Source organism: Ochrobactrum teleogrylli, from assembly GCF_006376685.1.
Lineage (GTDB): Bacteria > Pseudomonadota > Alphaproteobacteria > Rhizobiales > Rhizobiaceae > Brucella > Brucella teleogrylli.
This window is the reverse complement of sequence record NZ_VEWL01000001.1, coordinates 311,661-324,020: the sequence shown is the minus strand read 5'-3', so window position 1 is coordinate 324,020 and position 12,360 is coordinate 311,661. Positions and strand designations below refer to the sequence as shown.

Here is a 12,360-nt window from a genome sequence, read left to right as displayed (position 1 = left end):
AAAACAGCGCCTTGGAACATGCGGGAGCGGTTAACGGCTCAGAACAGCAGGCATCCGGAGGGAAGAATGACGACCACCTATAAAACATTGAGATGCGGGAACGGCACCTGGTCAGTGGTGGATGGGGCAACCCAGCGCCCCATCACATTCAAAGGTCGGCTGCAAATCGCGTTGACAGAGGATGCCGCCCAAGCTGCCTTTACGATCCTTGAACGTGTTCAACAAGAAAGAGAGTTACAGGCACAGGACGGGCGGCAGATGTAGCGAATGGAGGCCCCTATGATTGAAAACGGATTTGATGTTCGGCGGGAGCACGACGGCACTTGGTCCGTTTTTGATAAGTTCAGCAGTGAAGTTGTTTCAATCGAGGGTCACGTTCAAGCGCGTTTGACGGAGACAGAAGCCAGAGATGCGCTCGATCTGCTCATTCGCAAATATATGGTTCGCCATCACGAAGATGGCAGCGGGCGACTACCCTGAACGTCATTTTGCAGCGGGAGAGAGACATGAGTGGCGAACTTGAAAAGCAGCTTGAGATTGAAGAACTTGCGAAGCAATTGTTTGACCACGAAAACCCGGACCCCGATCTGGACTGGGATTCAACCGTTGGCAAAATCGTCAGCGGTGCTAGTGTGAGCGGCGGGGTCTCCGACGAAGTGAAAGACAACTACAGAGCAAGAGCTGCGCAGATACTCAGAGATCAGCCAGAGCACAAAGACAGCTAGGTTTACCGAACGATTAATGCTCATTTCGATGACCGACCGGTTATCCATTACTCTCTGCCATGGCCAAACGGCAAAGGTGCACTAGTTTAGGATCGGCAATCCCATTGGCAATTTGCTGAATTCATATGAAGCTAAAGCAGAGGAAATCGCTATGCAGCACAGAATTCACGAGAATATGGAAGTGATCGGCGCAGACGGTGTGCATGTCGGAACAGTGGATCGGCTGGAAGGAAACCGGATCAAGCTGAAGAAGTCCGATAATTCCGGACAGCACGCCGACCATCATCACTATATCGAGTTGGGCTTCGTCGCCGATATCGAAAGCGACAAAGTCAGGCTTTCGGCAAATGCCGATGTCGCTGTCACGCTTGAGGAAGAAGCCTCAGGCCGCCCGGTGGACCTGTAAACGCGATAACAGGAGAAGCCGGACGAGACGCCCGGCTTCAACCTAATGTTAGCCGCGTGGAAAACGCTGGTTATCCTCCAGCACGTTCAGGTCCATATGGTTTCGCATATAGCGTTCGGATGCCTTTTGCAGCGGCTGGTAATCCCACGGGTAATAAGCGCCGTTGCGCAGGGCTGGATAGACCACATGGCGGCGGGCCTGACTTGCACGGACATCTGCATTATAGAGATCAAGATTCCAGCGCCCCAGTGCCTTGTCCATCAGTTGTTCGAGCATCGCGCGATGCTCCGGGCACTTTGCCAAATTTTGAAGTTCATCCGGGTCGTCAGCGAGATTGTACAATTGCGGTGGATCGACATGACAGAGATTGAGCTTCCATGGCCCGTCACGCAGTGAAACCATCGGCGCGATCGTACCTTCAGCCGCATATTCACACGGCACCGCGCCGCGTTCCTTTGCACCCGAAGCGACTTCCAGCAGTGAAACGCCATCCGTCCACGGCATGATGCCATTGAGGTCGATGCCGGCCAGATCGGCAAGGGTGGGCAGCACATCAAGCGTTGACGCAGGCGTATTGATAAGGCCCGCAGGCATCTGCGGAGCGGCGATCATCAGCGGCACCCGTGCTGAACCTTCGAAGAAGCTCATCTTGAACCACATGCCGCGTTCACCAAGCATATCGCCATGATCCGAGGTGAAGATGACGATCGTATCATCCGCCATGTTACAGCGCTCGATCACGTCCAGGAGGCAGCCGATCTTCTCATCGACGTAGGAAATATTGGCGAAATAAGCCTGTCGCGCCGCCCTGATCTGCTCGCGCGTCAGCTCATAATCCTCAGCCTTGCAGGCACGAAGCAGCCGCTCGCTATGGGGATCGATTTCGCTCTCCGGCAGAGGTCCGATCTTCGGATCGAGTTGCGGAATATTCGCATAGAGGTCGAAGAAGCGCTTGCGCGCAACATAGGGATCGTGCGGGTGAGTGAAGCTGACCGTCAGGCACCACGGACGCTTATCATGACCGCGCGCCAGATCGTAAAGCTTTGCTTCGGCCTGATAGGCAACTTCGTCATCATATTCGAGCTGGTTGGTGATTTCCGCAGAACCGGCCCCGGTGATGGAACCCAGATTGTGATACCACCAGTCGATGCGCTCTCCGGGCTTGCGATAATCGGGCGTCCAGCCAAAATCGGCGGGGTAAATATCCGTCGTCAGGCGCTGCTCGAAGCCGTGCAGCTGATCCGGGCCGACAAAATGCATCTTGCCGGAAAGCGCTGTCTGATAACCGGCATTGCGCAAATGATGCGCATAGGTTGGAATTTCGGACGAGAATTCGGCTGCATTATCATAAACGCCGGTGCGGAACGGCAATTGGCCCGACATCAACGAGGCACGAGCCGGAGCGCAAAGCGGGCTCGCCGTGTAGCAATTTGCAAAACGGGTCGAGCGTTCGGCAAGCTTGCGCAAATGCGGAACATGCAGAAAATCGGCGGGGCCATCCGGAAAGAACGTTCCGTTCAACTGGTCGACCATGAGAATGAGAATATTCGGCTTTTTCATCTGTGCAGAACCATTTGGCATAAGTGAAACGCGAAATGGCGGGCATAGAAATGCCCGCCTTATAGTCTTTTGCGTCTGACGATCAGAGGCCGATGCTTGCCTTGACGGCAGCAGCGCCGGGTTCGCCCTTCAGCGTCGTTACGCCTGCCAGCCACTTGTCGATCTGCTCAGGATTAGCTTTCAACCATTCCTTCGCAGCCGCAGGGCCTTCCGCACCGTCGTCCAGAATCTTGCCCATCAGCTCGTTTTCAATGTCGACGGTGAAGGTAAGGTTCTTGAAAAAGGTTGCAGCGTTCGGGCAATTCGCCGACCAGCCGGTGCGGGCCAGCGTGTAAACTTCGGCGCCACCATAGTTCGGACCGAAATAATCATCGCCGCCCGATAAATATTCAATCTTCAGTTTGGTGTTCATCGGATGCGGCGCCCAGGCGAGAAACACCACCCAGCCCTTGTCCTTGTTCTTGCGGTCTACCTGCGCCAGCATGGCCTGCTCGCTGGATTCCACGATCTTCCAGCCGTCGAGCTTGAATTTCGGGTCTTCAATGATCTTCTGGATATTCTGGTTGGCGGGAGCGCCGGGCTCAATACCGTAAATCTCCTTGCCGAATTTATCGCCCTGCGCGGCAAGATCGGCAAAATCCTTGATGCCTTCGCTTGCGACATAATCCGGCACTGCGAGCGTGAACTTCGCACCTTCAAGATTCTTGACGATCACTTCGGCTGCTTTGGCCTTGTCGAGATCGTCGCGGAATTTCTGCTGAGCGGGCATCCAGTTGCCGAGGAAGACGTCGAGATTGCCAGTCTTCAGGGCCTCATAGCCAATCGGCACAGACATCGTCTTCACATCGGGCTTATAGCCAAGCCCCGTCAGCAGCACGCTCGCGATGGAATTGGTCGAGGTGATATCTGTCCAGCCCGGATCGGACAGGCGGATGGTTTCGCATGCAGCCGGATCGGCAGCATAAGCCGTTCCCGCCAGCCCGGTGAACGCCGCAAACGCCAGCGCAGTCGTCTTCAAATAGCGCATCGGTGACCCCTCCTTGATGGATGCATTCCGCATCTCGTACAATCAAAAGCCGTTATGGCTTGCATTTCGACTTTCAGGAAAACACCATTTACGCTAAGGAAAAACCCATTCATTTTTTATTGGAGATATAAAGGTTCTTTATGGTTTCTCCATCCTGGGATCTTGGCAGCCTTGGCGTTTTCGAAGCGGTCGGACGTTTGGAAAATCTAACCCTTGCGGCGCGTGAACTCGGCATGACGCAACCTGCCGTCAGCTATCAAATAAAACGCATGGAAGACCGTTTGGGTGTTGCGCTGTTTGCAAGGCGGGCGCGTGGCGTTGAAATTTTGCCCGATGGACGAATCCTCTATGAAGCGGTGCGCGCCGGTCTGGATGGGATAGAGGACGCCGTGCAGCAGATCAGGCGCAGGCAGCGCTCCCCCGGTTTGCGGATTGCAACCGATTACGGCTTTGCCACTTTCTGGCTGATGCCGCGGGTGGCGCAATTCAGACCGAAACATCCCGAGGTGGATGTGCGCATCACGGCATCCTCCATGCTGCAGCCGCTCGACTATCGCGAGGCAGACATCGCAATCCTGTTTGGCGCGCGCAATGATTTTCAAAAAGGCTCCGTCCCCTTCATCAGCGAAAAGGTTGTGCCGGTCTGCTCGCCCGCTTTTCTCGAAAAATCCGGCGGCTTTCCCTCCGGTAAGGGGCTTGGTGCTGCCTCGCTTCTGCATCTCGACACCTTGCAGGGTGATCGCTGGTTCACCTGGCAATCGTGGCTAAATGCCATCGGCGAGGAGATCGATGACGGCAATTACGGTCTCGTCTTCAATACCTATAATCTGGTGATTGAGGCGGCGATTGCCGATCAGGGCGTCGCGCTTGGCTGGGCCGGGCTGATTGATGGCGCAGTGCAACGCGGACAACTCGTACACGCCTGCGACCAATCGCTAACGAGCGAAAACGGCTATTGGCTGGTTTTCAATCCCGATATTTCCGACACGGCGCGAGCGCTTGCCATGGAACTGATCGAGACGCCCGACAACAGCTGACGCAGCGGCAAGCGCTATTCCACGATGCCGACAATCGGACCAAAGCCGCCATGCCAGGATATGTCGTTGCGGCCCATGGCAGGATCATAAATGCCTGTGCCGTTTCCACCATCGAGAAACAGCGCATTCGGGCATTTCAGATGGTCGCGAAACATGCGCGCAAAATCATGAAAATTCACCGGGTCTTCGCTGATGGCAAAGCGCACAGCGCCATTTTCGCAGACACCGACGCCGCTGCGGCGTGTGCGGTCCGTCGAGCCGGCAATAAAGGCCGGATGCAATTTGTTGCGGATGACCAGCATGGGGCCTGACTGGGTGGCAAAACTCACCTTTGGTCGGCGTTTCAAAAACGTATCGGTCGGAAGAATTCCCGCCGCCTTGTCGTCCCAGAAGAAAACACCATTCGGCCTCTTGTAGAAATTTGGCACAGGACCGCCTGCACTTTCGCCTTTCTGCCTGTTGGCGGGGCGCAGTTCCTGTCCGTTCTCAATATAAAGGCCTATCGGCGCAAAATCCTGCCCGTACATTCCGGCATTCATCGCGAAAACCAGTCTGCGGCCATCGTCGCTGACGGCCTTGGCAGCGCTGGAGAATGTCCGATAGGGATTGTCGTCGGCCCCTTTCCAGAACAGCCGCAGCCCGGCGACACCGTTTTCCGGCTTGCAGATGATATATTTCGTATTCTCGAAACTATCCGCCTCGCAAATGCCGGGCTTGCCCGGTTCCTGTGCCTGAGCAGGACAGGACATCGCCGCCACGAGCATCATGGCCACAGTGGATAATCCGCGCTTCAGATAGATCGCCAATGCCGTTGCTTCTTTCTTCATCTCGCCACTATGCAGAAATTGGGAGATTCGAAGAAGCCTTTGTTATCAAGCGATCTCCGATGCCTCGTTTCGTGCCGCCTTGCGGGTCGCATAGATGAAAGCTGCGGCGAAAGTCATTGAAAGCAAAAGCACAATTGTGGGTGCCGGAGCGCTGTCGATGAAGAACGACAGATAAACCCCGATGAACGAACCCGCCGCTGCGATGACCGCGGCCAGAACCAGCATGGTGCTGAACTTGCGCGTCAGGAGAAATGCAATGGCCCCCGGCGCGATCAGCATCGCAATGGCGAGAATGATACCGACAGCCTGCAACGCGCCCACAATCGTCAGCGAGATGAGGCTCAGCAGGCCGTAATGCAGGAGATTGACCCGAAGGCCCACCGCCCTCGCCTGCGCGGGATCGAAGGCATGCAAAAGGAAGTCTTTCCATTTTACGCCGATGATCGCGGAGGTGAACAGCGCGATCAGCCCCGCCTGTCCAATATCGAACCACGAAACACCCAGCATATCACCGAACAAAATATGGTCGAGATGCACATCCGGCCTGACCTTGACATAGAGCACCAGTCCCAGCCCGAACATGCCGGAAAACACCACGCCCATGACCGTATCCTGCTTTATGCGGCTGTTATCCTTCAAAAAGCCGGTCGCGATGGCGCAAAACATGCCCGCAACGAAAGCGCCGACCGCATAGGGAAAGCCCACGACATAGGCGATCACCACACCGGGAAACACCGCGTGGCTGATTGCATCGCCCATCAGCGACCAACCTTTTAGAACGAGAAAGCAGGATAACAGCGCCATGGGAACAGCGACAGTGACGGAAATCACCAGTGCATTGACCATGAATGGAAATTCGAATGGCGAAAGAAGCGTGTCGATAATGTTCACTGCGACGCCTCCATGGCCTGCGTCCTGGCGGCGCGGCGTCGGCTGGCAATCATGCCATGCTTGGGTGCGAAGAAAAATGCGCTCAGGAAAATCGCCGTCTGCAACACGACAATGATGCCACCCGTCGCGCCATCGAGAAAATAACTCGCATAGGCGCCGACGAAACTCGTGGCAGCGCCGATTATCACGGCGATGACCAGCAGTCGCGGAAACCGATCCGTCAGCAGATAGGCTGTGGCTCCCGGTGTCACCACCATGCAGATGACGAGGAAGGCGCCTACCGTCTGGAGCGCCGCCACCGTCGATGCCGAGAGAAGCGTGAAGAACATGATCTTCAGCGCGGTCGGATTAAGGCCAATTGAACGTGCGTGGGTCTCGTCGAAGAATGTGACCATGAGGTCTTTCCATTTGACGAGCAGAAGGGCGAGCGACACGAAGCCGATAATCCCGAGCTGCAGCTTGTCGCCAGGCGTGATCGCCAGAATATTGCCGAGCACGATGGTCTGGATGTTTACCGAGGTCGGCGAGATCGACACCATGAACAAGCCGAGACCGAAAAAGCCTGAGAAGATCAGGCCGATAATGGCGTCTTCCTTCAGCTTGGTTCGCTGGTTCAAAAACAGCATGGCGCCTGCCGCCAGCCCGCCCGAAAAGAACGCGCCTATGGAAAACGGCAGCCCCAGCATATAGGCGCCTGCGACGCCGGGAACGATGGAATGGGACAGGGCATCGCCGATCAGCGACCAGCCTTTCAGCATCAGATAACAGGACAGGAAAGCGCAGACGCCGCCGACCAGTGCCGACACCCACATCGCATCCAGCATATAGCTATAGGTGAATGGCTGCAGGAGTGTTTCCATCATTCCTGCCCTCCTTCTCCATCGCCGCTGTTGCGAATGGCAGTCTTGCCGCCCTGCAAGATCAGCGGGCGTTCATCGTCGCTGATAACGCCTATCGAGGCGGAAGCCTCGCCTTGCGGTCCGTTCAATACGAAATGCCGCAGAACGCCACCAAAGGTCTTTTCCAGATTTTTCTGGGTGAATGTCTCAGCCGTCATCCCATAGGCCAGCACCGTGCCTTTTATCAGGATGGTGCGGTCGCAGAACTCCGGCACGGAACCCAAGTTATGCGTTGAGACCAGCATCACTCGGCCTTCATCGCGCAACTCGCGCAACAGCGTGATGATCTGCTCCTCCGTCTTGACGTCGACCCCCGTAAACGGCTCGTCCAGCAGGATCACGCGACCGTCCTGCGCCAGCGCACGGGCAAGGAAAACGCGCTTCTTCTGCCCGCCCGAAAGCTCGCCGATCTGCCGCTTGCGAAACTCGCTCATATTGACGCGGGCAAGCGCATTGGCCACCGCTTCATGATCGACAGCCTTTGGTCTCCGCATCATGCCCATATGGCCATAGCGGCCCATCATCACCACATCCTCAACCAGAACGGGAAAATTCCAGTCCACCTCTTCCGATTGCGGCACATAGGCGACGAGATTCTTGCGCAAGGCTTCGTCAACCGTCATGCCCAGCACCCGGATCGAGCCGCGCGCAAGACGCACAAACCCCATGATCGCCTTGAACAAGGTTGATTTGCCCGACCCGTTGACGCCGACAAGAGCGGCAATTGTGCCGGTCGGGATGCGAAAACTTGCGTCGCGCAAGGCAGTCAGACCGTTGCGATAGGTGACGGTAGCGCCATCGACGGAAATGCCGCCATCTTCAGAACCGGAACCGAAATGGCTCTGCCAGTCGGGTTGAGCATTCATCGGATATCTCTTTCATCAGGATCGAATGCGCGCCCGCCACGATGGCGGGCACCAGATTTGTAGGGATCAGGACGGATCAGCCAGTCCCTTGACGATTGTGTCGGAGGTGACGCGCAAGAGGTCGATATAGGTCGGCACCGGGCCGTCCTTGTCGGTCAGGGAATCCACGTAAAGCACGCCGCCATAGCGGGCCCCGGTTTCGCGGGCCACCTGCTCGGCTGGCGCTGGCGAAATCGTGCTTTCGGAAAAGACAACGGTAATGCCGTTCTTGCGCACGGCATCGATGACCTTGCGCACCTGCTGCGGCGTGCCTTGCTGGTCCGCATTGATCGGCCAAAGATAGAGCTCTTTCAGACCGAAATCGCGCGCGAGATAAGAAAACGCCCCTTCGCTCGAAACGAGCCAACGCTTGTCCTCGGGAACAGCGGCGAGTTTCGCCTTGATCGGCTCGATTGCAGCGCGGATCTTCTGCTTATAGGCGTCTGCATTTGCCGTGTAGGTGGCGGCATTCGCCGGATCATATTTGACGAAAGCATCGCGGATATTATCGACATAGATCAGCGCGGCGGTTGGCGACATCCAGGCATGAGGGTTAGGCTTGCCGCTATACGGTCCCTCCGTAATGCCCATCGGAGCGACGCCGTCAGACACCACAACGCTCGGCACGTCCTTCAGGTGTCGAAAGAACTTTTCGAACCAGAGTTCGAGGTTAAGCCCGTTCCATAGAACAAGCTGCGCACCTTGCGCCCGCTTTATGTCACCGGGTGTCGGCTGATAATTATGGATTTCCGCGCCCGGCTTGGTGATCGATTCAACGATTGCCGCATCGCCCGCCACGTTGCGCGCAATGTCGGCAATGACGGTGAAGGTCGTGACCGCCTTGAATTTATCCTGTGCGCCAGCCGGAGCTATTGCAAACATCGCGGTCAATATTGCCGCCAATGCTGCTCCGGTCGCTGCCTTCAGGAAAGTTCGTCTCACCTTGTTCAGCATTTCGCATCCTTCTGCTATTAGGACTTATTTGCAACTGATAGTTGGACTGTCCACCGCAGTTCGAACCGGCCTGCAATTTTGGGTATAGCCCTGTTGACTGCTTATATTCTGCAATTGCAAATTATTTGCAATAAGAAATTGCAAAAATGCCGAATTTCATCGCGGGCCTGGTTGGATTCGGAGCTGGCAAATCATGGAAAATACGACTGAGGGAATGCTGCGGCGCAGGCCACAGAGCCGCGATAATTATTTAAAGTCAATAATCTAAACCAATTACCTCATAAAACAGGACTGCCGGCGATTACATCACCGGCAGTCCTTCAATATCGTGACCTACCATTTCACGCGGAAGCCGACCGTTCCCTTATAGGCGTAGCTGTCGCCGAAATTGGCCAGACTGGTGTTGATCGAACCTTCGCCATAGAGCGAATATTTATCGTTGTCCCAGTTATAGCTGCCACCGAGACCGATACCGCCCCAGAAGCGATCATTGCGACTGGTAAAGCTGGCGCCCGAAACGTCAACTTTCGTCCCATCCAGAAACTCGTAGTAAAGATTGGCAATACCGTACACATAGGTCCGGTCGATCAACCCCCTGTCATTGTACCACGAATTCTGGCGGTCGAGGCTCAAGCCGAGACGGCCTTGCAGGCTGTCACCCCGGTTGAGACTGACTTCAGCATCGAAGACATCATTGAAGCTGTCGAAATCGACATTCGAATAAACCAGTTGCGCCTGCGGCGTCACCGACCATTGCTCGTTCAGCATGATGCGCTTGCCGCTTTCGAGCGACAGGGCATAACCGAAGCCGTTATTACCGCTGGTCAGGTCGAAACCCGCGAGCGTGGACTCCAGATCGCTATCATACCACGTTGCCTGCGCCTGTCCGTCGAGATAGAAGCCGTTCTCACCATACCAGGTCAGCGTGCCCCCGAAACCGTAACCATCGGTCGATATTTCACCGTCGCCATAGATCGACCGCGTCCTGGCCTTGCCGTGCACGTAATGCACGGTCAGCCCGCCGATCAGCTTGCCGTTTTCATTCTCGACGAAAAGACCATCAAGCCCTGCCTGCATGCGGAACGTATTGAAATCGTAATCCGTGCGGGAGGTGGAGAAGCGCGGCGCCATGCTGGTATGCACGCCTTCGACACGCCCCCAGATCCCGTTGTTTTCGATCAGGACACCTGCCTCCTGCGGCGACGCATAAGGCGAGCCGACCGGGTCTGCCCCCTCGGCAACCATGACATTGCCGGCATGGCTCCAGTAGCGGTTGCCCACGCGCTGCTGCAAGGTTGGAAGACCGTTCAGGCCGAGCAGCAATTGCGGATAGGCTTCATAGACAGGAACGCCCGGCTGGTAGAGTGGCAATTCCTCGCCCGGCTCTTCTGGCTCCGGCTCCGGGTTGCCCGGTTCGGGTTCCGGCTCGGGTTCTGGTTCCACCGCACTCACTGTCGAGCGGAGATACCAGTCGCCATCGTTCGGCGTCGAAACACCGCCCTTGTAAAGCCGATAAGCATAAGCCCCGCCGACGACCGCAGGGTCGCCCTCGAACTCATAATCGCCCAGAAGCGTAAACGAACCATCCGAAGCGCCATCGACGCTGATGATCCTGATGCCTTCGGTCGTCACGGCGCCAGTCCCGTTGACATTGAGGACATCGACCAGCGTGCTGCCTGCGGTGTCGCCGGTCACAACCAGCATATCGGTTGCGGAACTGTCATTACCCAAGGTCGTGTTGAGGCGCAGTTCGCCATCCGAACCGATATAGTTTCCGTTGATGGTGAGCCTGTCGCCGACTGAAGTGCCACCGGCGTCCAGATCGATCAGGCCTGCATTGGTCACGCCGACGGCCGTCCCCGCCACACTCGGCGAGATGGCATAGCTTCCCCCGCTGGCGACAACCGAGCTGGTGCTGTCGATGGTCAATGTGCCGGTTTCCGTCGCCGTGTCACCCAATGTCAGGTCACCGCCCATGGTGAGCTGCGAGCCGGACAGCAGGGAGATGCTTTCCCAATTGATGAAACGCTCCGGCTGTGCAGTCTGCACATTGGTCAGCGTGAGCGCGTCCGTGCCGAGACCGCCATCAAGTAGCGTGGTCGGCTGCACAGTCGTTTTGGTCAGATTCGTTAGATTGGCAACGTCATCGCCGTCATTGAGATGAATTTCACCGGCAATCGTCCCGGCGCCGGTCCAGTTCAACGTGTCGACCCCGGCTCCCGTCAGCACGTCGCCCGTTATGGTACCGCCCGTCACGTTGATGGTGTTGACACCACCCGCCAGACTGATCGCCGTGCCATTGCCGCCGGTAATGATACCGGCGTTGCTCACGGTATAGCGGCTGCCGGCGCCGAGAACACCGGTGGCCAAAGTGCTGGTGATCACGCCCGTTTCGGTGTTCGTTAGGACTGTGCCGCCGAGCATATAGACGCCATTGCCGCCATCGCCGGTGGCCGAAATCGTGCCGGAGTTGACGACGGTTTCATTGACGCCCGCCAGGACGCCATAGGCATTCAGGCCGCTGACGCTGACTGTGCCCGTATTGGTCAGAAACCCGAAGCCGCCCAACGAGCGCATACCATGCGCCGTCTGGCTGGACGTCTCAATCGTACCGTTATTGGCCAGTTCCCCCATATACTGCTTCGACATGCCGAAGCCGTTCAGCGAGGTCGTCGTGATGGTTCCGTTGTTGACGGCATTGGCGTAATCGTCGAGCAAAACGCCGGAACCCAGCGCATCGATGATCGTGCCCGCACCGATCGTCACAGTGATGTAGTCTTGTCCCGTGGTCGCGATAACGCCATAAGTGAAAGGGTTGGGCGCAGTCGCATCGCAGGTAATGGTTTCGCCCTCGTCCGGCTGGCCTTCCGCCGTGCTGGAACCGGTGATCGCTATTGCGCGCGTGACATTGAAGCACGCTGCTTCTGCAAATTCCGGAAAGGCTGTTCCGGCGAGTGTCGTCAATCCCGCAAGCGCCAGCGATGGAAAAGCCCGGCTCAATACGCCTTGCACAGTCACGGATTTCATATGGTTAGCGGGAGTACGGTCATATTTCCAACTGGCCATCCGGAAACTCCAACGAGAACGAACATCTCTAGGACTGTGCATGTACGAAAGAGCGGAAAAGCC

At 56.6% G+C, this 12,360-nt stretch carries 13 protein-coding genes; 5 read left to right on the top strand and 8 right to left on the bottom strand.

Annotation, left to right across the window (positions count from 1 at the left end):
- Nucleotides 1–66: 66 nt before the first annotated feature.
- The 4 genes from FIC94_RS01430 to FIC94_RS01415 all read left to right on the top strand — a co-directional run bounded on the left by FIC94_RS01430 (nucleotide 67) and on the right by FIC94_RS01415 (nucleotide 1,131).
- Nucleotides 67–264 carry a hypothetical protein gene (locus FIC94_RS01430; protein ID WP_140023671.1) on the top strand — a complete coding sequence of 66 codons (198 nt, stop codon included), beginning with the start codon at nucleotides 67–69 and terminating at the stop codon, nucleotides 262–264.
- A gap of 15 nt (nucleotides 265–279) precedes the next feature.
- Nucleotides 280–480, top strand: a complete 201-nt coding sequence (locus FIC94_RS01425; RefSeq protein WP_235891931.1) for a hypothetical protein — start codon at nucleotides 280–282, stop codon at nucleotides 478–480.
- Between the two features lie 26 nt (nucleotides 481–506).
- The gene (locus FIC94_RS01420) at nucleotides 507–725 is read left to right on the top strand and encodes a hypothetical protein (protein WP_140023669.1); all 219 of its coding nucleotides are present in this window, start codon (nucleotides 507–509) and stop codon (nucleotides 723–725) included.
- Nucleotides 726–876: 151 nt separating this feature from the next.
- Entirely contained in the window at nucleotides 877–1,131 is a 255-nt protein-coding gene (locus tag FIC94_RS01415; protein WP_109367621.1) for a DUF2171 domain-containing protein, read from the top strand.
- Nucleotides 1,132–1,179: 48 nt separating this feature from the next.
- Here the strand turns inward: FIC94_RS01415 and betC are convergent, their stop codons facing one another.
- Nucleotides 1,180–2,691 carry a choline-sulfatase gene (betC, locus tag FIC94_RS01410; RefSeq protein ID WP_140023668.1) on the bottom strand — a complete coding sequence of 504 codons (1,512 nt, stop codon included), beginning with the start codon at nucleotides 2,689–2,691 and terminating at the stop codon, nucleotides 1,180–1,182.
- 82 nt (nucleotides 2,692–2,773) lie between these two features.
- Nucleotides 2,774–3,718 carry a choline ABC transporter substrate-binding protein gene (gene choX / locus FIC94_RS01405; protein WP_140023667.1) on the bottom strand — a complete coding sequence of 315 codons (945 nt, stop codon included), beginning with the start codon at nucleotides 3,716–3,718 and terminating at the stop codon, nucleotides 2,774–2,776.
- A 140-nt stretch (nucleotides 3,719–3,858) separates the two neighbouring features.
- Between choX and FIC94_RS01400 the strand changes: the two genes are divergently transcribed.
- A complete protein-coding gene (locus FIC94_RS01400) occupies nucleotides 3,859–4,755 on the top strand; it encodes a choline sulfate utilization transcriptional regulator (protein WP_140023666.1) in 897 nt (298 codons plus the stop codon).
- 14 nt (nucleotides 4,756–4,769) lie between these two features.
- On the opposite strand, the gene FIC94_RS01395 is transcribed toward FIC94_RS01400, so the two are convergent.
- The 6 genes from FIC94_RS01395 to FIC94_RS01370 all read right to left on the bottom strand — a co-directional run bounded on the left by FIC94_RS01395 (nucleotide 4,770) and on the right by FIC94_RS01370 (nucleotide 12,297).
- A complete protein-coding gene (locus FIC94_RS01395) occupies nucleotides 4,770–5,582 on the bottom strand; it encodes a phosphodiester glycosidase family protein (RefSeq protein WP_140023665.1) in 813 nt (270 codons plus the stop codon).
- Between the two features lie 45 nt (nucleotides 5,583–5,627).
- Nucleotides 5,628–6,473 carry a metal ABC transporter permease gene (locus FIC94_RS01390; RefSeq protein ID WP_140023664.1) on the bottom strand — a complete coding sequence of 282 codons (846 nt, stop codon included), beginning with the start codon at nucleotides 6,471–6,473 and terminating at the stop codon, nucleotides 5,628–5,630.
- Complete coding sequence (locus FIC94_RS01385) at nucleotides 6,470–7,336, bottom strand: metal ABC transporter permease (protein WP_109367626.1); 867 nt, start codon at nucleotides 7,334–7,336, stop codon at nucleotides 6,470–6,472. Before FIC94_RS01385 ends, FIC94_RS01390 begins: the two co-directional genes overlap by 4 nt.
- On the bottom strand, nucleotides 7,333–8,238 hold the full coding sequence (locus FIC94_RS01380) for a manganese/iron ABC transporter ATP-binding protein (protein ID WP_140023663.1): 906 nt from the start codon (nucleotides 8,236–8,238) through the stop codon (nucleotides 7,333–7,335). Before FIC94_RS01380 ends, FIC94_RS01385 begins: the two co-directional genes overlap by 4 nt.
- 66 nt (nucleotides 8,239–8,304) lie before the next feature.
- Nucleotides 8,305–9,231 (bottom strand): metal ABC transporter substrate-binding protein, encoded by a 927-nt coding sequence (locus tag FIC94_RS01375; protein WP_140023662.1) that lies wholly within the window; start codon nucleotides 9,229–9,231, stop codon nucleotides 8,305–8,307.
- 333 nt (nucleotides 9,232–9,564) lie between these two features.
- Nucleotides 9,565–12,297 (bottom strand): autotransporter family protein, encoded by a 2,733-nt coding sequence (locus FIC94_RS01370; RefSeq protein WP_235891930.1) that lies wholly within the window; start codon nucleotides 12,295–12,297, stop codon nucleotides 9,565–9,567.
- Between the last annotated feature and the right edge of the window lie 63 nt (nucleotides 12,298–12,360).